Annotated in this window: 16 protein-coding genes; 4 read left to right on the forward strand and 12 right to left on the reverse strand. The window is 64.2% G+C overall.

Going from position 1 to position 18,508, the window contains the following annotated elements; all coding sequences use genetic code 11:
• Nucleotides 1-203 precede the first annotated feature (203 nt).
• The 12 genes from ABEH28_RS15900 to ABEH28_RS15955 all read right to left on the reverse strand — a co-directional run bounded on the left by ABEH28_RS15900 (nt 204) and on the right by ABEH28_RS15955 (nt 14,311).
• Nucleotides 204-1,286, reverse strand: a complete 1,083-nt coding sequence (locus ABEH28_RS15900; protein WP_346630512.1) for a tartrate dehydrogenase — start codon at nt 1,284-1,286, stop codon at nt 204-206.
• A 20-nt stretch (nt 1,287-1,306) separates the two neighbouring features.
• Nucleotides 1,307-2,767: an NAD-dependent succinate-semialdehyde dehydrogenase gene (locus ABEH28_RS15905; protein WP_346630513.1), complete on the reverse strand. Its 1,461-nt coding sequence runs from the start codon at nt 2,765-2,767 to the stop codon at nt 1,307-1,309.
• A 117-nt stretch (nt 2,768-2,884) separates the two neighbouring features.
• Complete coding sequence (argE, locus tag ABEH28_RS15910) at nt 2,885-4,054, reverse strand: acetylornithine deacetylase (RefSeq protein ID WP_346630514.1); 1,170 nt, start codon at nt 4,052-4,054, stop codon at nt 2,885-2,887.
• On the reverse strand, nt 4,051-5,205 hold the full coding sequence (locus tag ABEH28_RS15915; RefSeq protein ID WP_346630515.1) for an FAD-binding oxidoreductase: 1,155 nt from the start codon (nt 5,203-5,205) through the stop codon (nt 4,051-4,053). Before ABEH28_RS15915 ends, argE begins: the two co-directional genes overlap by 4 nt.
• The gene (locus ABEH28_RS15920; RefSeq protein ID WP_346630516.1) at nt 5,202-6,593 is read right to left on the reverse strand and encodes an FAD/NAD(P)-binding oxidoreductase; all 1,392 of its coding nucleotides are present in this window, start codon (nt 6,591-6,593) and stop codon (nt 5,202-5,204) included. The genes ABEH28_RS15915 and ABEH28_RS15920 overlap by 4 nt, the downstream gene beginning before the upstream one ends.
• Complete coding sequence (locus ABEH28_RS15925) at nt 6,575-6,883, reverse strand: (2Fe-2S)-binding protein (RefSeq protein ID WP_192172689.1); 309 nt, start codon at nt 6,881-6,883, stop codon at nt 6,575-6,577. Before ABEH28_RS15925 ends, ABEH28_RS15920 begins: the two co-directional genes overlap by 19 nt.
• Nucleotides 6,880-8,721, reverse strand: coding sequence for an ABC transporter ATP-binding protein (locus tag ABEH28_RS15930; RefSeq protein ID WP_346630517.1), 1,842 nt, complete (start codon nt 8,719-8,721; stop codon nt 6,880-6,882). The genes ABEH28_RS15925 and ABEH28_RS15930 overlap by 4 nt, the downstream gene beginning before the upstream one ends.
• A 1-nt stretch (nt 8,722) precedes the next feature.
• Nucleotides 8,723-9,598: an ABC transporter permease gene (locus tag ABEH28_RS15935; protein WP_108123039.1), complete on the reverse strand. Its 876-nt coding sequence runs from the start codon at nt 9,596-9,598 to the stop codon at nt 8,723-8,725.
• On the reverse strand, nt 9,595-10,551 hold the full coding sequence (locus ABEH28_RS15940; protein ID WP_346630518.1) for an ABC transporter permease: 957 nt from the start codon (nt 10,549-10,551) through the stop codon (nt 9,595-9,597). The genes ABEH28_RS15935 and ABEH28_RS15940 overlap by 4 nt, the downstream gene beginning before the upstream one ends.
• 12 nt (nt 10,552-10,563) lie before the next feature.
• Nucleotides 10,564-12,201, reverse strand: coding sequence for an ABC transporter substrate-binding protein (locus ABEH28_RS15945; RefSeq protein ID WP_346630519.1), 1,638 nt, complete (start codon nt 12,199-12,201; stop codon nt 10,564-10,566).
• Nucleotides 12,202-12,309: 108 nt separating this feature from the next.
• A complete protein-coding gene (locus ABEH28_RS15950) occupies nt 12,310-13,584 on the reverse strand; it encodes an FAD-dependent oxidoreductase (protein WP_346630520.1) in 1,275 nt (424 codons plus the stop codon).
• 58 nt (nt 13,585-13,642) lie between these two features.
• Nucleotides 13,643-14,311: a haloacid dehalogenase type II gene (locus ABEH28_RS15955; protein WP_074887989.1), complete on the reverse strand. Its 669-nt coding sequence runs from the start codon at nt 14,309-14,311 to the stop codon at nt 13,643-13,645.
• 537 nt (nt 14,312-14,848) lie between these two features.
• On the opposite strand from ABEH28_RS15955, the gene ABEH28_RS15960 reads away from it, so the two are divergent.
• The 4 genes from ABEH28_RS15960 to ABEH28_RS15975 all read left to right on the forward strand — a co-directional run bounded on the left by ABEH28_RS15960 (nt 14,849) and on the right by ABEH28_RS15975 (nt 18,454).
• Nucleotides 14,849-15,577 (forward strand): AraC family transcriptional regulator, encoded by a 729-nt coding sequence (locus ABEH28_RS15960; RefSeq protein WP_346630521.1) that lies wholly within the window; start codon nt 14,849-14,851, stop codon nt 15,575-15,577.
• A gap of 77 nt (nt 15,578-15,654) precedes the next feature.
• Nucleotides 15,655-16,611 carry a DMT family transporter gene (locus tag ABEH28_RS15965; protein ID WP_346630522.1) on the forward strand — a complete coding sequence of 319 codons (957 nt, stop codon included), beginning with the start codon at nt 15,655-15,657 and terminating at the stop codon, nt 16,609-16,611.
• A 255-nt stretch (nt 16,612-16,866) separates the two neighbouring features.
• Nucleotides 16,867-17,718: a GNAT family N-acetyltransferase gene (locus ABEH28_RS15970; RefSeq protein ID WP_346630523.1), complete on the forward strand. Its 852-nt coding sequence runs from the start codon at nt 16,867-16,869 to the stop codon at nt 17,716-17,718.
• A gap of 22 nt (nt 17,719-17,740) precedes the next feature.
• On the forward strand, nt 17,741-18,454 hold the full coding sequence (locus tag ABEH28_RS15975) for a cupin domain-containing protein (protein WP_346630524.1): 714 nt from the start codon (nt 17,741-17,743) through the stop codon (nt 18,452-18,454).
• Nucleotides 18,455-18,508: the final 54 nt, after the last annotated feature.

The following is an 18,508-nucleotide window of genomic DNA, read 5'->3' on the forward strand; positions in this document are numbered from 1 at the left end:
CCTGACCATTTTTACGACTTCCAATTTGTAGCTGTCATCAAATCTTTTGCGCTTTCTGGTCATGTAGAACTCCTCGATAAATGTATTTTCCACTTATCGAGGTGTCCGGGGAAATTAGACCACTGCAGTACCCTTACGCCTTCCCGGCTAAAAGCCGGTCCCACATACGTCAAAAGCCAGTCCCACTCAAACACCGCCACCCCCTAAACCAACCTCCCGGCAATCGCCGCCCCGACGTCTTGCGTCGAGCCCTTCCCTCCCAGGTCCGGGGTGATCGGGCCTTCGGCAATCACCTGTTCAATCGCCTGCAAGATCCCGTCGTGGGCCGCGCGGTAGCGTTCGTCGCCGTTGCCGAGGAAATCCAGCATCAGCGCGCCGGACCAGATCATCGCGATGGGGTTGGCGATGTTCTGTCCGTAGATATCCGGCGCGGAGCCATGCACCGGTTCGAACAACGACGGAAACCGCCGTTCCGGGTCGAGGTTGGCAGACGGGGCGATGCCGATGGTGCCGGCGCACGCCGGGCCGAGGTCCGACAGGATGTCGCCGAACAGGTTCGACGCCACGACCACGTCAAAGCGGTCCGGCTGCAGCACGAAGCGGGCGCACAGAATGTCGATGTGCTGTTTGTCCCAGCTGACCTCAGGGTAGTTTGCGGCCATCAATGCCGTGCGTTCGTCCCAGTACGGCATGCTGATGGAGATGCCGTTGGATTTGGTCGCGGCCGTGAGGCGTTTGCGCGGGCGGGTCTGGGCGAGTTCGAAGGCGAACTTGAGGATGCGGTCGACGCCGCGACGGGTGAACACCGATTCCTGCAGCACGAATTCGTGTTCGGTGCCTTCGAACATCTTGCCGCCCACCGACGAATATTCGCCCTCGGTGTTTTCCCGTATCACCACGAAATCGATGTCACCCGGCTTGCGTCCGGCCAGCGTACAGGGCACGCCGGGGAACAGGCGCACCGGGCGGATGTTCACGTATTGGTCGAAGTCCCGGCGAAACTTGAGCAAGGAACCCCACAGGGAAATGTGGTCCGGCACCTTGTCGGGCCAGCCCACGGCGCCGAAGTAGATCGCGTCATAGCCCTTGAGCTGTTCGAACCAGTCGTCGGGCATCATCTGCCCGTGCTGGAGGTAGTAGTCGCAGTGGGCCCAGTCGAGCACGTCGATGCTCAGGTTCAGTTGCCATTTTTTCGCCGCCTGTTCCAGTACCCGCAGCCCTTCCGGCAGGACTTCCTTGCCGATGCCGTCGCCCGCAATCGCGGCGATTCTGAATGCCTTGCTCATGGTGCGCCCCTCGGGATGAATCAGTTCAAGCCGCCGATGTGGAATGCTTTGACTTCAAGGTACTCGTCCAGGCCGTACTTGCTGCCCTCGCGACCGAGGCCCGATTGTTTGATGCCGCCGAAGGGCGCGACTTCCATCGAGATGATCCCGGTGTTGAGGCCGACCATGCCGAACTCCAGCGCTTCGCCGAAACGCCACGAGCGCTTCAGGTCCTGGGTGAAATAGTAGGCGCCCAAACCGAACGGCGTGGCGTTGGCCAACGCCAATGCCTCGGCCTCATCAGTAAAGCGCATCAACGGCGCCACCGGGCCGAAGGTTTCCTCGTTGGCCAGCAACATGCCGGCGTGGGCGTCAGCCAGCACGGTGGGTTGCACGAACGGGCTGTCGCCTGTGGGAATCCCGCCGCAGAGGAGTGTGGCACCTTGGCTCAGGGCATCGTCGATGTGCCGGGCCACTTTGCTCACCGCCGCCGGGTTGATCAGCGGGCCGATGGTCACGCCCTCTTCCAGGCCGTTGCCGACCTTGAGTTTGCCCACCTCCTCCACCAGCCGCGCAGCGAAACGGTCGTAGATGCCCGCCTGCACCAGAATGCGGTTGGCGCACACGCAGGTTTGTCCGGCGTTGCGAAATTTGCTGATCATCACCCCGGCCACGGCCTGTTCCAGGTCGGCGTCATCGAACACCACAAACGGCGCGTTGCCACCCAGTTCCAGGCTCAGGCGCTTGATGTGTTCGGCGCTCTGGCGCATCAGCAGGCGGCCGACGGCGGTGGAGCCGGTGAAAGAAATCTTGCGCACCGCCGGGTTGCCGGTGAGTTCTTCGCCGATGCCCGCGGGCATCCCGGTGATGACGTTGAACACACCGGCCGGAATACCTACGCGTTCGGCCAGCACTGCCACGGCGAGGGCCGACAGCGGCGTGAGGTCCGACGGTTTGACGATGATCGGGCAGCCGGCGGCCAAGGCCGGCGCGCATTTGCGGGTGATCATCGCGTTGGGGAAATTCCACGGGGTGATCGCGGCGCAGACGCCCACGGGTTGCTTGAGGGTCAGCAGGCGGCGGTCGCCAGTGGGCGCCGGCATGGTTTCGCCGTAGACCCGGCGCGCTTCTTCGGCGAACCATTTGACGAAGCCGGCGCCGTAGCGGATTTCGCCCTTGGCCTCGTTCAGCGGCTTGCCCTGCTCGCAGGTCATGATCAGCGCGAGGTCATCGAGATTGTCGATCATCGCCTGAAACCAGCACTCCAGCAGCCCCGCGCGTTCTGCCGCCGGGCGCGCGCGCCAGGCAGGCCAGGCACGTTCGGCGGCTTCGATGGCGCGGCGGGTGTCGACCGCGTCCATGGCCGGGACCTGCGCCAGCAGTTCGCCGCTGGCGGGGTCGAGGACGTCCAGGGTGGCGCCACTGTCAGCAGCGATCCACTGGCCGTTGACGTAGGCGCATTCAGCCAGCAGGCCGGGGTCTTGCAAGCGATTCTTGAGCATGGTCGAGTCCTGATCCGAGACAGATTTCAGTCTAGGGATCTGGCTCGAACGAGGATGCCGAAAGCGCCTTGAAACCAGTGCGCCGTGCTGAAATTCACGTCAGGACGGCAGGCTCTGCTACGCCTTCAACGAGCCCAACAGCCCTTGCAAAAAGCGTTCACCGGCGTCCATCTGGCTGACCTCGATAAACTCGTCCGGCTTGTGCGCCTGCTCGATGGAACCCGGGCCGCACACCACCACCGGTACGTCCAAACGCTGCTTGAACAGGCCGCCCTCGGTGCCGAAAGAGACCTTGGTCATGCCGGTTTCCGGCGCGGCGAACTGCTTGAGGAAGCTCACCGCTTCGACCGTCGGGTGGGTGTCGAGGCCGGGGTAGACGTTGATGGTTTCGATCTCGATGGCCGCGACGCTGGAGAGCTTTTGCGCCTCGCGCACGATCACTTCGGCACGCTCGCGCATCTGCTCGATGAACTGATCCAGATTGTCCGCCGGCAGGTTGCGCACCTCGAAATCCAGGGTGCACAGGTTCGGCACGATGTTCAGCGCCTTGCCGCCGCTGATCTGGCCGACGTGCACGGTGCTGTAAGGCACGTCGTAGTCGGTGTCCTGAGCGCCGTGTTGTTGCAGATGCTGCTGGCTCTCCCGCAGGGAGGCGATGAAGTCGCAAGCCACGTGAATGGCGTTGACCGAGCGCGGCGCCAGGGACGAATGCGCCTCCTGACCCCGGCAATAGGTCCGGTAGGAGCCCTTGCCCTTGTGGCCCAGCACGAACTGCATGTTGGTCGGCTCGCCGATCACGCAGAGGAATGGCCGCACCGGCGCCAGGTGCAGCACGTCGAGCAAGCGCCGCACGCCGACGCAACCGATCTCCTCGTCATGGGACAGCGCCAGTTGCAGCGGGCGGTTGAGGGGGCGTGTGAGTGAGTGCTCTGCCGCGTCGAGCATGGCGTCGATGGCCAGGGCGATGAAGCCCTTCATGTCGCAGCTGCCACGGCCATAGATGCGCCCGTCCTGCACGGTGGCGGCGAAGGCCGGAAAGGTCCACGCCTGCCCCGCCGCCGGCACCACGTCGGTATGCCCGGAGAGCAATACGCCGGGCTGGTTTTTCGGCCCGGTACTGGCAAACAGGTTGGCCTTCTTGCCACTCTCGTCCTTGACGATCAGCGACTCGATGCCCTTGGTCAGCAGCAGGTCGCGGACGTAATCGATCAGGGCCATGTTGGACTCCGACGACACGGTTTCGAAGGCCATCAGCCGTTTCAGAATCTCGAGAACGCGGGGTTTCATGAGGCGTGGCTCCGTTGCACGGCGGGATGGGCAAAACGCGTGATGGAGAATGCCTCGATCGGGGTCGTGGTGCGACCGGTATCGAGCAGTTCGGCCATCACGTCACCGACGCCGGGGCCGAGCTGGAAGCCGTGGCCGCAAAAGCCGAAGGCGTAGAACAGGCCGTCGACGGTGCCGCTGGGGCCCATGATCGGCAGCGAGTCCGGCAGGTAGCCTTCAATGCCGCTCCACACGCGGATGATGTTCAAATTGCCCACGCCCGGCAGCAGCCGGCGCATCTGCTCGGCCTGATTGAGGATGCTGCGCGGCTCGACAGCGGCGCGGCGGTTGAGCATGTCCGGTTTGCTACGAAAGCCGCCGCCGATGACGATGTTGCCCCGGGGGATCTGGCGGAAGTAGATCACTTCCTCGGCGATCTTGGTGTACACGCCGATCACCGTCGGCAAGGCGTAGGGCACCGGTTCCGTGACCGCCATCTGCGGGCCGTGGGTGTCCAGCGGCACCGGCTCGCCAAACTGCGCCGAAAGTTTCTGGCCCCAGGCGCCGGCGGTGATCAACAGCTGCGCGGCGTGGAACTGACGACCGTCGGTGGTGGTGACGTGAAAATCACCGCCGACCTTCTCAACCTCGGCCACTTCCGTGCGCTCTTCAATCTGCGCCCCCAGACGCCTAGCGGCGCGGGCAAAGGCTGGCGCGGCAAGGCGCGGGTTGGCGTGGCCGTCGTGAGGGGCGTACGAGCCGCCTTTGACGTCCGCGCCGAGAAAGCCAAAACGCTGATGAAGCTCGGCGCCACGGTAGATTTTCAGGTCCAGCTGCTCGGCCTCCGGGGCGGCGGCATACGCTTCCAGCTCGGCGATTTCGTCTTCGCGATAACACACGCGCATGTGCCCGCTGGGGATGAATTCGAGGTCGTCGTCGATCAGTTCCGGCAGGCGTTTCCACAGCGCGTACGAGCGGTTGGCCAGCGCCAGTTGCCCGAGGAATCGTCCTTGCCGGCGCACGTTGCCGAAGTTGACGCCGCTGGCGTACTGGCCGATCTGGTCGCGCTCCAGCAGGATCACCGACTGCCCGCGCTGACGCAGAAAGAACGCCGTCGCTGAGCCCATCACGCCGCCACCGACGATCACCACATCTGCTTTTTGCACGCTCATGGCGACACCTCCTCAATGAGCATCGACAAGGGTTTGACCGGCGCCTGCCCGCGCTGGCGACCGACTTCCTGCACCTGCACGCCGGCTTCCGCGGCGATCACTTCAGCCCCCGCCTGGGAGCAATAACGGCCCTGGCAGCGACCCATGCCGACCCGGCTGAATGCCTTGGCTCGGTTGACCTCACAGGCGCCCTTCTCGTTGACCGTGCGGCGCAATTCGCCGGCCGTGATCATCTCGCAGCGGCAGACGATGGCGCTGTCGGGCAAGGCCTTGGCCTGTTCAGCAGGCCAGGGAAACGCTTCGGCCAGGCCCAGACGAAACTGGTCCATCACCGCCAGCGCCTGTTGCTGTTCATCGCGCAGCCCGGCATTGAACGGCTGTTTGAGGTCTTCCAGCAGCGCCAACGCCACTCGCCGCCCGGCATGCTCGGCAGCATCGGCGCCGCGAATTTTCGCCCCGTCGCCCGCGGCATAGACGCCGTTCACCGAGGTCCGACCGGCCTCGTCCGTCGCCAGCCACCATTGGCTGGAGGCTTCATCGAAGGCCATGGCGCAACCGGCCAGATCACCCAGCTGGGTTTCCGGGCGCAGGTGATAACCCAATGCGACGGCATCGGCCTGCACGGTCACCGCCCGGCCGCTGCCGGTCGTGAAACGCACGCCTGCCACGCCATTGGCGGCATCGCCCAGCACCTCTAACGGCTTGACGCCGAGATGCACCGGCACTTTGGCTTGATACAACTGCGCCAACAGTTTCATGCCGGTCCACAGCAGACCCGGCCGCGCCAGCAGCTTGGGCAGGGCTTTGATCCGCAGGCTGAAGGGCGAGGTATCGAGGACCGCGGCCACAGTCGCGCCGGCTTTGACGTACTGGCTGGCGACCAGGTACAGCAACGGCCCGCTGCCCATGAACACCACGCGATGGCCGATGGAAACCGCCTGATTCTTCAACGCGATCTGCGCCCCGCCCAGGCTGTAAGTGCCCGCCAGTTGCCAGCCTTCGATGGGCATCAAGCGGTCGGTGGCGCCGGTGCAGAGGATCAGCGCGTCATAGTCCAGCGTGGTGTGGCGGCCCTGATTGGCGCAGCACAGCTGCCCCGGCGTGAGGTTCCACACGAGGGTATCCGGGCGGTAATCGATGGCGCTACGGATGCGGTCGAAGGTCTGGTGCAGGTCCTTGGCCTTGTCGGCTTCGCTGCCATACAAGGTGGAGTAATCGCGGGTGAATCCGTCCGGCTGGCGGCGGTAGATCTGCCCGCCGTCGCGGCGGTTTTCGTCCACCAGAATCGGTTTGATGCCGGCCGCCAGCAGGGTTTCGGCGCAGCGCACGCCGGCCGGTCCCGCGCCGACGATGACGACGCGATGGGTGCTCAGCTGTGCAGTGGCCATGTCGCCTCCGGTTGTGTGGTGACGATGTCCAGCCCGTCGCGGACTTCGTTGGAGCAGGCGCGCAGGCGTTCGCCGCCACGGGTCCAGACCCAGCAATCCTGGCACGCGCCCATCAGGCAGAAACCGGCGCGGCGGCCGCTGTCGAATTCCGACTGGCGCAGCGCGGTGCCCTGGGTCAGCAACGCCACCATCAGCGTGTCGCCCTGCAATGCGTCGACCGGCGCGCCATCCACGGTCAGCTTGACCGTCGGCCGGCCCTGTTCGGCCAGCCTCACAAAACGCCCTTTCATGCATACGCTCCAAAGCTTGTGGGGGTGACGCCGCGCTGGGTCGCCAGCAGATCGGCGGCGTCGCGGTGGCACAGAATTTCACTGCCGTTGTTCAGGGTGCGGCGGTTCGGCGCGGTGCGGTTGCACAGGCCGTCGATGCGCATCGGGCAGCGATTGAGGAAGGTGCACAGCTCCGCCAGGTTGGCCCGATCGCCGATCGGCGGCAGCTCGCCGCTGGTGGCGCCGCAGGTTTCCAGCCAGCCTTGACGCAGTTCCGGCACCGAGTGAATCAACAGGTCGGTGTACGGGTGGTACGGCGCTTCGGCAAAGGATTCGCGACGGCCGGCGTGGACTTTGTGGCCGCTGTACATCACCACGATGTCGTCGCACAGCGCGCGCACGGTGGAAATGTCGTGGCTGATGAACAGGTAGGACACGCCCAGTTGCTGGCGCAGGTCGCGGAGCAGCTCGAGGATCGCCGCGCCGACCACGGTGTCGAGGGCCGAGGTGACTTCATCGCAGAGAATCAGGTCGGGCTTGGCCGCCAATGCCCGGGCCAGATTGACCCGCTGCTTCTGCCCGCCCGACAGCTCATTGGGACGGCGGTCGGCCATGTCCCGCGGCAGGCGCACCAGGTCGAGCAGCTCGCCGATGCGCGTCTGCAAGGCCGCGCCCTTGAGGCCGAAATACATTTTCAGCGGACGGCTGAGGATGGTCGCCACGCTGTGCATCGGGTTGAGCGCGGTGTCGGCGTTCTGGAAAACCATTTGAATGCGGCGGAACTGCTCCGGCGTGCGCTCGGACAGGCTGCCGCCCAACGGCTGGCCGTCGAAGGTCAGGCCGCCGAGTGCCGGAGTCAAGAGCCCCGCCACGACCCGCGCCAGGGTTGATTTGCCCGAGCCCGATTCGCCGATCACGCCGATGGCCTGGCCACGTCGTACGGTCAGGTCGATGTCTTCCAGCACGCGAATCGCCGGCATGCCGTGCAGGTTTTTGTTGCCGTAGCCGGCGGTCAGGCCGGTGATGGTCAGCAGTGGCCCTTCTTCCGCGATGCCACAGGGCGGACGAATGCGCGTGTCGGGCCGCGCAGCCGCCAGCAGGCTGCGGGTGTAATCGTGGGCCGGTGCCTTGAGCAGCGGCGCAGTGGCGCTTTGTTCGAGAATCTGCCCGCCGTTGAGCACGACAATCTGGTCGGCCATTTGCGCCACCACGGCCAGGTCGTGGGACACGTAGACCGCCGTCGCGCCGCGTTCCCGCACCACCCGCTTGAACGCCCGCAGCACATCGATCTGGGTAGTGACGTCCAGCGCGGTGGTCGGCTCGTCGAGCACCACCAGCAGCGGATCGCTGATCAGCGCCATGGCGGCCATCACCCGTTGCAGTTGCCCGCCGGAAACCTGGTGCGGGTAGCGGCGGCCAATGCGTTCCGGGTTTGGCAGGGCCAGGTCGCGGAACAGGCCGATGGCCTTGGCTTCCAGTTCGGCGCGGGTGCCGAGGCCGTGGATTAACGGCCCTTCCACCACTTGATCGAGGAGTTTTTTCGCCGGATTAAAGGCAGCAGCCGCGCTCTGGGCAATGTACGAGACGCGATTGCCGCGCAGGCCCTGCAACTCTTTTTCGCCGAGGGCGAGCATGTCGTGTTCGCCGACCTGCACCACGCCACCGGACAATCGGCAGCCCCGTCGCGCATAACCGAGCAAGGCCAGGGCAATCGTGGTTTTGCCGGAGCCGGACTCGCCGATCAGCGCTAGCACTTCGCCCTTCTCCAGGGCAAAACTCACGCCCTTGACGATCTCCACTTCGCTGCCCGGATCACCGGCCACCACGCGCAAGTCTTCGACGCGAATCAACTGGGTCATATCAATGGCCTCCCGAGCGGCGACCGCGTCGCGATGACAGGTAGTCGATCAGCAGATTGACGCCGATGGTCAGCGTGCCGATGGCCAGCGCCGGAATAATGATCGCCATCGCGCCCTGGTTGAGGCCGCCGATGTTTTCCCGCACCAGCGAGCCGAGGTCGGCGTCCGGCGGCTGCACGCCGAGGCCCAGAAAACTCATGCCGCTGAGCAACAGTACGATGTAGCCGAAACGCAGGCCCAGGTCGGTGAGCACCGGGTTGAGCATGTTCGGCAGGATTTCCCGGCACGCCACGTACAGCTTGCCTTCACCCCGGGTGCGCGCCACTTGCACGTATTCCAGCGCTTCGATATTGACCGCCATGCTGCGGGCCACCCGGAACGAACCGGGGATGTAGCTGATCACCGCCGTGCAGATCAGCAGCGTGACCGACGAGCCGAAGGCCGAGACCATGATCAGCGCAAGCATTTTGCTGGGGATCGAAATGAAGGCGTCCATGATCCGGCTGATGATTTCGTCCAGCCATTTCGGCGAGACCACCGACAGCAGTGCGCAGCCGGTCCCGAAGAAGCTGGCCAAAAGCGCCGCCACCAGCGACAGACCGACCGTGAAGCGCGCGCCCACCAACACCCGGCTGAGCATGTCGCGGCCCAGGTAATCGGTGCCGAAGGGATGCGCCAGGCTGAAGCCTTCGAAGATGTTGTCGGAGATCACTTCCCCGACCGGGTGCGGCGCCAGCCACGGGCCGAACAGCGCCACCAGCAGCCAGATCACGCAGACGGCAGCACCGACCAATCCCAGCCAGGACGGGTTGCCGGAGACCTTGGCCAGTGCCAGGGCTGAAGACGCAGGCCTGGATTTCGCAATGAGCGGGTTCATTGGTTTCTCAGCCTCGGGTTGGAGAGGATGGCGCAGAGGTCGGCAAGCAACACCAACGCCAGATAGGCCGCGCAGAACAGCATGGTGCAGGCTTGCACCAGGGCCATGTCGCGGTTGGTCACGGCATCCACCATCAGGCTGGCGATGCCGGGGTAGTTGAAGATGGTCTCGACGATCACCACCCCGCCGAGCAGGTACGACAGGCTCAGGGCGATGGCGTTGGCAATCGGCCCGATGGCGTTGGGCAACGCGTGACGCAGGACGATGCGGATCGGGCTGACGCCTTTGAGGCGGGCCATTTCCACGTAGGGGCTGTCGAGCTGGTCGATGACGGCGGCACGCGTCATGCGCGCCATCTGCGCCACGATCACGCAGCACAGGGTCATCACCGGCAGCGCGTAAGTGCGCAGAAATTGCAGCGGTGACGTGATGTCGGTGGCGTAGGACAGCGCCGACAGCCAACCGAGGTTGACCGCGAAAATAAGCACCGCCAGGGTTGCCACCAGAAACTCCGGTACTGCGACCATGGCCAGGGTAATGAAACTCAGGCAACTGTCGATGCGCCCGCCCCGACCCATGGCCGAACCGATGCCGAGGATCAGCGCCAGCGGCACCGACACCAGCGCCGTGGCGGCCGCCAGCATCAGCGTGTTCGGCACCCGGCCGGCCATCAATTCACCCACCGGCATGGCATTGGACACCGACTGGCCCATGTCGCCGGTGAGCAGGCCCATCAACCAGTGCAGATAGCGCAACACGCCGGGTTGATCGAGCCCCAGTTTCAGGCGCAGTGCCGCCACCTGTTCAGGGGTGGCGAACTGACCGAGGGATTGCTGCGCCGCGTCGCCCGGCAGCACGGCCGTGATCGCGAACACGACCATGGACACGATCAACAGGGTCACGACCCCGGCACCTAAGCGCCGGCAGATCAACCACAGCGTATGGCTATTCATCGCACTGCCTCCTCAAGCGTCCAGCCACACCTGCTCGGCGAACATGTAGCCCATGAAGCCGCCCAACGGGTTCGAGTCGTAGCCCTTGATGCGCTGGTCGACACCGTCGATGTTGCTGATGAACACCGGCACGCCGATGCCGCAGTGATCGTGGACCAGGGTCTGCATGTCGCCGTACATCCTGGCGCGCTTGGCGTCGTCGGTTTCGCCCCGGGCCAGCATCAGCAACTGGTCGAACTGATCGTTCTGCCAGCCGGACTCGTTCCATGGCGCCTTGGACTGGAAGAACTGCGAGAACATCACGTCGGCGTTCGGTCGCGGGTTGATGTTGCCGAAGCTCAACGGGTGCTTCATCCAGTGATTGGACCAATAGCCGTCGCTCGGCAGACGGTTCACGTCCAGCTTAAGCCCGGCCTGTTTCGCCGATTGCTGCAGCAGCACGGCGATGTCCACCGAACCGGTCGCGGCAGGCGACGCCATGACCGGCATGGTGATGCTTTCCATGCCGGCTTTCTTCAGCAGGAACCTGGCTTTTTCCGGGTCGTAGACCGTCTGCGGCAAGTCGGTGTTGAAGTAGCGCGAACCCGGCGCAATCGGGTGATCGTTGCCGACCACGGCGAAGCCACGGAACACGGCGGACTTGACCTGTTCGCGGTCCAGCAGCAGCTTCATGGCCTGGGTGAATTCCGGGCTTTTGCCGGGGAGCTGGTCCTGGCGAATGATCAAGTCAGTGTAGTTGCCCGACGGTGCATCGACGACGCGGTGTTTGGGGCTGGCGGCGATGCGCGTGGTGGAGCGCGGGTTGACCTCGTTGATCATGTGCACGTCGCCGGACAGCAGCGCGTTGACCCGCGACGGCTCGTCGGCGATGGCGATGAATTCGATCTCGTCGAGGTACGGCAGGCCCGGTTTCCAGTAGTTCTTGTTGCGCACGGCCACCGAGCGCACACCCGGCTTGAACTCGCCGACGGTGAACGGCCCGGTGCCGATGCCTTTGTTGAAATCGGTGGTGCCTTCGGGAACGATCAGCAGGTGCGACACGGCGAGGATCGACGGCAGTTCGGCGTTCGGCGCGCTGAGGCGGATCTGCACTTCGTTCGGGCCGGTGGCCTTGATTTCGGCGAACTGCTCCATCAGCGGCATGACTTTGGAGCCGGTGATCGGGTCCTTGTGGCGGCTGAGGGAGAACACCACGTCGGCGGCACCGAGGCTCTTGCCGTTGTGGAAGGTCACGTCCTTGCGCAGGGTGATGGTCCACAGGGTGGCGTCGACGTTGTCGATGCGCTCGGCCAGTTCCAGCTGCGGCACCAGGTGCTTATCGAAACGGGTCAGGCCGTTGTAAAACATGTAGTGACGGGCATAGTCGGTGGACAGCGCGCCCTTGGCCGGGTCGAGGGTGTCGGCAGTGGAACTGGACATACCGGCGACGCGAATCTTGCCGCCCGGCTTGCCTTTGCCGCCGGCGGTGGCTTCTTCGGCAAACAGTTTGCCGGCGCTGCCGAACAGGCTGCCCGCCCCCGCTGCGGCGACGCCGGCAAGGCCGAGCATCTGCAAGGCGTTGCGCCGCGACATGCCGCGATTGAGGCCTTCGAATACCCGCAGGCTGTCTGGGCCGGAGATAAGCTCGGGGGTGTCTTTGTGGTCAGTCATATCAAGGCTACCTGTCGATGATCGGGATATTCGAGTGCTCACGGATGTCCGGAGCGTCCTGGAAACGCAGACGACGGTGACGCTACAACGGGCGACTCAGCGCAGGCGTCAGTGCAGATAGTCCTGCAAGCGGTAGTACGCGCCCACGAACGGCAGAAACCACGGCTTGCCGAAGTGCCCGGGGATCGCCGGCCATTCCAGTTCACGCCAGGGGTTGGCCGCCGCGTTGCCGGCCATGACCTCGGCCATGACCTGGCCCATGTGCACGGACATCTGCACGCCATGGCCGCTGTAGCCCATGGAATGGAACACGCCGCCGTGCTGGCCGGCGCGGGGCAGGCGGTCGGACGTCATGTCCACCAGACCGCCCCAGCAGTAGTCGATTTTCACGTTGGCCAATTGCGGGAACATGTTCAGCATCGCCGCCTGCAGCACCTTGCCGCTCTTGGCGTCAGACACGCCGTCGGACATGGCAAACCGCGCACGGCCGCCAAACAGCAGGCGGTTGTCCGGGGTCAGGCGGAAGTAGTTGCCGATCTGACGGCTGGTCACGTACGCCCGGTGCTGCGGCAATAACTCGTCGATCAGCGCCTGGGGCAAGACTTCCGTGGCGATGACAAAACTGCCCACCGGCACGATCCGCCGGCGGTACCAGCCGAGGTCGCCGTGCTGGCAAGCGCCGGTCGCCAGCAGCACTTGGCCTGCGTGCAGCGAGCCCTTGGCGGTGTTGACCTGATAACCGCCGGCCTGGGGCTTCCAGTCCTTGACCGGGGTGTGTTGATAAATCATTGCGCCACGCCGCGCCGACGCTTCTGCCAGGCCAACACCAAAGCGGCCGACGTGCATTTGCACGCCATTGCGCTGCAACAAGCCACCGTGAAACTGCGACGAGTTGACTTCGGCACGGGTCTGCTCGGCATTCAGCAGCTCGACGTCGGCGTCCACCTCCTGGCGAATCAGCTCGCAGGTGCGGGCCAGGCCTTCGTAATGCAGGGGTTTGGCCGCCAGCTTGAGCTTGCCGTTGCGCAGCAGATCGCAGGCGATCCCTTCCTGCTCGACCAGCGACACCACGGTCTGCACCGCGCTTTCATAGGCCTGGTAATAGGCGCGCGCCCTGGCCGCACCGAGACTGGCGTGCAGACCGGCGTAATCCTGCGCCACGCCGGTGTTGCACTGCCCGCCGTTGCGCCCCGAGGCTTCGCCGATGACCCGACCGGCGTCCAGCACGACCACGCTGGCACCCTTGAGGGCCAAGGCTCGCGCCGCTGACAGGCCGGTGAATCCACCGCCGATCACGGCCACGTCGACCTGCCCGGGCAAGCCGCCGAGTTGGGCACCGGTGAAGGCCGGTGCGGTGTCGAGCCAATAGGATTCACTGCCCATCTTTAACCCCTTATTGCTAAAACGGCGGCGCTGAAACGGCGTGGAGACGGTGTTTGAGTTACAGACCCACGAGCGCCGGCAGTCCGCCGATGTCGGTGATCTGCTGGTACTCGAAGTACGCATTCGCCGGGACTTCATGACCACGGGCCACGAACGCCTTGTGCTTGATCTTCATGTCGTGGGCCGACATCAGGTCGTAACGGAAACTTGAAGACACATGCAAGATGTCTTCCGGGCCGCAGCCGAGGTTGTCGAGCATGAACTCGAACGCGGCCAGACGCGGCTTGTAGGCCTGGGCCTGTTCGGCGGTGAAGACCTTGTGGAACGGCGCGCCGAGCTTGTCGACGTTGGACATGATCTGGCTGTCGCTGGCGTTGGAGAAGATCACCAGGGGAATCTTGTCGGCGATCTTCGACAGACCGGCCGGCACGTCGGCGTGGGGGCCCCATGTCGGCACGGCGTCGTAATACAGTTGACCTTCATCGCGGTACTCGACGCCCCAGCGCTTGCAGGTCCGGGCCAGGGCGGTCTTGAGGATCACGTCGTACGGCTGCCAGTCGCCCATGACCTGATCGAGGCGATAGGCCGAAAAGTCTTTGACGAACTGGTCCATCTGTTCAGGCTTGACGCGGTCAGCAAACAGCTCGCGGGTCATGGTGCCCATGTGGAAGTTGGTGAGCGTGCCGTAGCAGTCGAACGTAATGAATTTGGGACGAAGAAAGCTCATTGAGTGCGGTCCTGAAGTCAGTTGAGTGTGGCAAGCGTTCGCGCCCTGGCGGCGCGTCGGCCTCGTTGCAGCACAGCTTCATTACATCACTGTGAAATCAGCATATGCCGTCTAAAACGACCCGTGCTCAATACAAACCACCGTTTTGGTGGCTGGGCTCAGCAGAGTTTGCGGTGCGCGCCAGCCTTGGGCAGGGCCTGTGTTTGTGCGCTTTTAGAGGGCTTTTGAAGGCATTCGGGCGGGCAAAGGCCCAAGAATGGGCGTCGTGGCGGCAGATAATGTGGCGTGGTACGCGCGGAGTTAACCGATTCTGCGGTGAGGGCAGATTCTGCTTTCGCCCCCTCCCTGAATGACGGCTGACTGACCCGGGCTCAGCCACTGCGGTGCAGCCATTCTGTGTCGGCGTGCAGGACATCGGGCGGGCACAACGGCCTGTTCGCCAAGTGGTAGAATCCCGCCCCCCGCACCGCATCGGTAAGGTGCACGGGCACGGCGAATGCTCGACCCTGAATGACCCGCCTGGCGGGATGGTGCGCTATGTTTGTAAACCTTGAAGTCCGCAGCTACGACAGGGAAAACCCCAATCACCAGCACGACCACACTCAGTTGGTGCTGCCGATCCGCGGGCGAATGGAAATCAACGTGGACGGTCGTGAAGGGGCTATCGATCAGTCATTGGCAGCCGTGGTGATGCCGGGCTCGGCGCACTCCCAACTCACCCACGTTGACAGCCGGTTTCTGATCCTGGACTGCGCCGCGACTACGCTGGAGGCCTTGCACATCGCGCCGCTGGCCAAGCGTGTGTACGTGCCGGTTTCCCCCGCCACCCGGCGGCTGATCGAGTTCGCCGAGCTGATCGGCAATGAGCAACTGGCCTTGAGCGCTTCACAGCTCGGCCCGCTGTTGCTGTCCTCCCTGTTGTCGGACACCGTCGGATCGCCGTCGCCCATGGCTCAACTGATAGGCCGTCTGCGAGCCACGCCCGGTGACCACTGGAGCAATGAGGTCATGGCGCACGCGGCAGGCATGAGCATCAGTCAACTGCACCAGCGATTCCGGCAAACGTTCGGACAAAGCCCGCAAACCTTCCTCACTGATCTGCGCATTCAGGAAGCTCAGCGATGGCTGCGTGGCACCTCGTTGTCGATCGCCGAGATTGCCTTGCGTGCAGGCTTCTCCGATCAGGCCTCCTTCACCCGGGCCATGCAGCGTGTCAGCGCCACGACACCCGCGGCGTACCGCAAGGCGCACAAACAGCCTGGGTAAAAAATTCGACCGGTGCGGACAATACGCCCCGATTCCATTGCCCCAGACTTGTGGCTTTAGGGTTTGGAGCGGATGAAATGCTGGCTGATCGAGCACTGCTAAAAGGCATCGGCTACGGGGGGTGTGCGGGGCTGTGCTGGGGGGTGATTTTTCTGGGCCCGCAGCTGACGCCGGGCTTGAGCGGCCTGCAGTTCGCCGTCATCCGATTCCTCTGCTACGGCGCCATCTCCGCAGCGCTGTTGATGCCCCGGTGGCGCCGGGTCTGTGCGCAACTCGGTATGGCTGACTGGAAATCACTGTTCTGGCTGAGCCTGATCGGCAACCTCCTCTACTACTCGCTGGTGGGCACCGGTGTGCAATGGGTCGGCATCGCCACGACATCCCTGATTGTCGGACTCATTCCGGTCATCGTGACGCTGGCAGGCCGTCATGACGCCAACGCCGTCTCTTTGCGCAAGCTGATTCCTTCGCTGTGTTGCGCGGTCGGGGGCGTCGTACTGATCAGCTGGCACGCCCTGTTCAAAGGCGACAGGCCGGATGCATTGACCAACGTTGGCGGGATTTTGTGTGCGGTGGGCGCATTGGTGACCTGGAGCTGGTACGCCGTGAGCAACGCTCGGCGACTGGTTCAAGTCACCGAGGTTTCGTCCCATGACTGGGCGCTCCTGACCGGGGTCATGACCGGCGCGCAGTCCCTGCTATTGGCAGTGCCTGTTCTGGGGTTTCAGGCCGGTACGTACAGCGCCGCGGACTGGCTGCATGTTTTGGGAGTGGCCGGGGGCGTCGCCTTGCTGTCCTCGGTGGTGGGTGGCGCGTGCTGGAATCAGGCGAGCAGGCTGCTGCCGCTGGCGCTCAGTGGACAAGTGCTGGTGATCGAGACATTGGCGGCGCTGGCTTTCGGCTTTATATGGGAGCACCGACTCCCGGACAACTTTGAGTGGGCGGCCATTGTGCTGCTGGTGACCGGCGTCGTCTGGTGCCTGAATTGTCACCGGGCCCCGCGCCGTGAGGCGAATGCGTCGGTGGGTGCATGAACGGTGCCCATCCGGCAAAAGTCTGTCCACCGCCCGCTGCAACTGCTTTAAAAAAGCGCTCGGTGCCGTGTTATTCAGCATCAATGTCCCGTGGCATTTGCTGCCGCCCTCGCCCCGGATTTAAGTACGAAGTAGGGTCCCGTCCCCCGGGGCGCGACGAATCTGCCGAATATCCCGAGCCCTCTTGTCAGCCCTCACATCAGGTGGGATACAGGCGTTCAGTGCCACTTGAATAACGCATAACGGAGCCTCGCCATGTCCGCCCTGCCGCACCCTTCTTATACCTATCGCCCCATGACCGTGGCCGACCTGACCGCCGCCCATGACTTGTCAGTGCAACTGAAATGGCCCCATCGCCTGGACGACTGGGCGATGCTGCACCGGGTCAGCGACGGCTTCGTGGTGATGGACGGCGGCCGCCTGATCGGCAGCGCCTTTGTCTGCCCCCAGGGTGACTTCGCGACCATCGGACTGGTGATCGTCAGCAACGATTATCAGGGCCAGGGCATTGGCCGCCGCTTGATGGAGAGGGCCCTCGCCGCGTGCGAGCCGCGTACGCCGATTCTTAACGCCACCGTCGCCGGCAAGCCGTTGTATGCCAGTCAGGGTTTCGTCGAATTTGGCCGGGTGCAGCAGCATCAGGGCCAGGCCATCGTCCCGGCGCTGGTGGAGCTTGCTGACGGTGAAACCTGCCGCGCCCTCACTGCCGACGATCACGCCGCCCTGCTCGCCCTCGCCAAAGCCGCCAGCGGCCTGGACCGCAGCGACGTGCTGCGCGATCTGCAGGTGGAGCACGCCGTGGGCATCGAGCGTGACGGTAAGCTGCGCGGTTTCGCCCTGCTGCGGCCGTTCGGGCGCGGGCGCTGCATCGGGCCGGTGGTGGCGGAAAACATCCATCAGGCCCAGCACCTGATCGGTGTGTTGCTTGCGCAGGTGCCGGACACTTTTGTGCGCATCGACATCCCCGTGGCCTGCGGCCTGAGCGACTGGCTGGAAACGGCGGGCCTGAAGAACATCGACACCGTGGTGCAGATGGCCCGAGGCACGCCGCCCGAGGCCAGCCAGGGCGTGCAACCTTTCGCGCTGATCACCCAAGCCATCGGCTGACTTTTTCAACGGAGCGCTAACCATGTCATCTCCCGGTATTTTGCTGTTGGCGCGCGCTGATGGCAGCGGCGTTGCGACGTCTTTCAACTCGGCGCCATTGGGCGCCCTTGACCCCTTTGCCGAAGCGCGACAGGTGGCGTGGCGCGGCGACGACGGGGTGTCGGCCGGGCTGGTGCGGTTCACCGGCGACGCGTTGATCGAGGACTTTCCCTACAGCGAGACGCTGGTGGTGCACGCCGGCCATGTGGTGTTGAGCAGCGCGGAGCAGACGCTGGAGTTGGGCGTCGGTGACAGTGCGGTGATTGGCCGTGGCAGTCGCGTGGCGTTGCATGCCAGCACTGGCAGTGAGTGGGCGTTTTGTGCGGTGGATGTGGAGGGTGCGCCGGCGCGTCCCGGTTTGACGCTGTTGCCGGCGCATACCTGGCTGGAGCCGTCTGCCACGCTGGAGCCGCCGATTTTGATCGGGCCTGCGCCGCAGTGTCGGGCGTTGAGTCTGTTCGATGATGAGGTGACGACGTTGAAGGTGGGGATCTGGGATTCGACGCCGTATCAGCGCCATGGTCGTGCGCATCGGTTGCATGAGTTGATGCATCTGTTGGAGGGGAGTGTGACGCTGGCCGATGATGAGGGCGGTGAGGTGACGGTCAATCCGGGGGATACGGTGTTTGTGGTGAAGGGGGCGTTTTGTGCGTGGACCAGTACGGTTTATGTGCGCAAGGTCTATGCGGTGAAGTGATTTTTTTTAATCAAGATCAAGATCAAGGGCGTCTGCCTGGGGGCAGACTGTTTC

This window comes from Pseudomonas sp. Ps21-P2, from assembly GCF_039672565.1.
Lineage (GTDB): Bacteria > Pseudomonadota > Gammaproteobacteria > Pseudomonadales > Pseudomonadaceae > Aquipseudomonas.

Excerpts from the sequence above, each read along its gene's own strand:
- ABEH28_RS15915 (WP_346630515.1), bottom strand. The coding sequence starts at position 5,205 with ATGAGCGTGCAAAAAGCAGATGTGGTGATCGTCGGTGGCGGCGTGATG.
- ABEH28_RS15955 (WP_074887989.1), bottom strand. The coding sequence starts at position 14,311 with ATGAGCTTTCTTCGTCCCAAATTCATTACGTTCGACTGCTACGGCACG.
- ABEH28_RS15920 (WP_346630516.1), bottom strand. The coding sequence starts at position 6,593 with ATGGCCACTGCACAGCTGAGCACCCATCGCGTCGTCATCGTCGGCGCG.
- ABEH28_RS15950 (WP_346630520.1), bottom strand. The coding sequence starts at position 13,584 with ATGGGCAGTGAATCCTATTGGCTCGACACCGCACCGGCCTTCACCGGT.
- ABEH28_RS15940 (WP_346630518.1), bottom strand. The coding sequence starts at position 10,551 with ATGAATAGCCATACGCTGTGGTTGATCTGCCGGCGCTTAGGTGCCGGG.
- ABEH28_RS15930 (WP_346630517.1), bottom strand. The coding sequence starts at position 8,721 with ATGACCCAGTTGATTCGCGTCGAAGACTTGCGCGTGGTGGCCGGTGAT.
- ABEH28_RS15960 (WP_346630521.1), top strand. The coding sequence starts at position 14,849 with ATGTTTGTAAACCTTGAAGTCCGCAGCTACGACAGGGAAAACCCCAAT.
- ABEH28_RS15945 (WP_346630519.1), bottom strand. The coding sequence starts at position 12,201 with ATGACTGACCACAAAGACACCCCCGAGCTTATCTCCGGCCCAGACAGC.
- ABEH28_RS15965 (WP_346630522.1), top strand. The coding sequence starts at position 15,655 with ATGCTGGCTGATCGAGCACTGCTAAAAGGCATCGGCTACGGGGGGTGT.
- ABEH28_RS15900 (WP_346630512.1), bottom strand. The coding sequence starts at position 1,286 with ATGAGCAAGGCATTCAGAATCGCCGCGATTGCGGGCGACGGCATCGGC.
- ABEH28_RS15970 (WP_346630523.1), top strand. The coding sequence starts at position 16,867 with ATGTCCGCCCTGCCGCACCCTTCTTATACCTATCGCCCCATGACCGTG.
- ABEH28_RS15925 (WP_192172689.1), bottom strand. The coding sequence starts at position 6,883 with ATGAAAGGGCGTTTTGTGAGGCTGGCCGAACAGGGCCGGCCGACGGTC.
- ABEH28_RS15905 (WP_346630513.1), bottom strand. The coding sequence starts at position 2,767 with ATGCTCAAGAATCGCTTGCAAGACCCCGGCCTGCTGGCTGAATGCGCC.
- ABEH28_RS15975 (WP_346630524.1), top strand. The coding sequence starts at position 17,741 with ATGTCATCTCCCGGTATTTTGCTGTTGGCGCGCGCTGATGGCAGCGGC.
- argE (WP_346630514.1), bottom strand. The coding sequence starts at position 4,054 with ATGAAACCCCGCGTTCTCGAGATTCTGAAACGGCTGATGGCCTTCGAA.
- ABEH28_RS15935 (WP_108123039.1), bottom strand. The coding sequence starts at position 9,598 with ATGAACCCGCTCATTGCGAAATCCAGGCCTGCGTCTTCAGCCCTGGCA.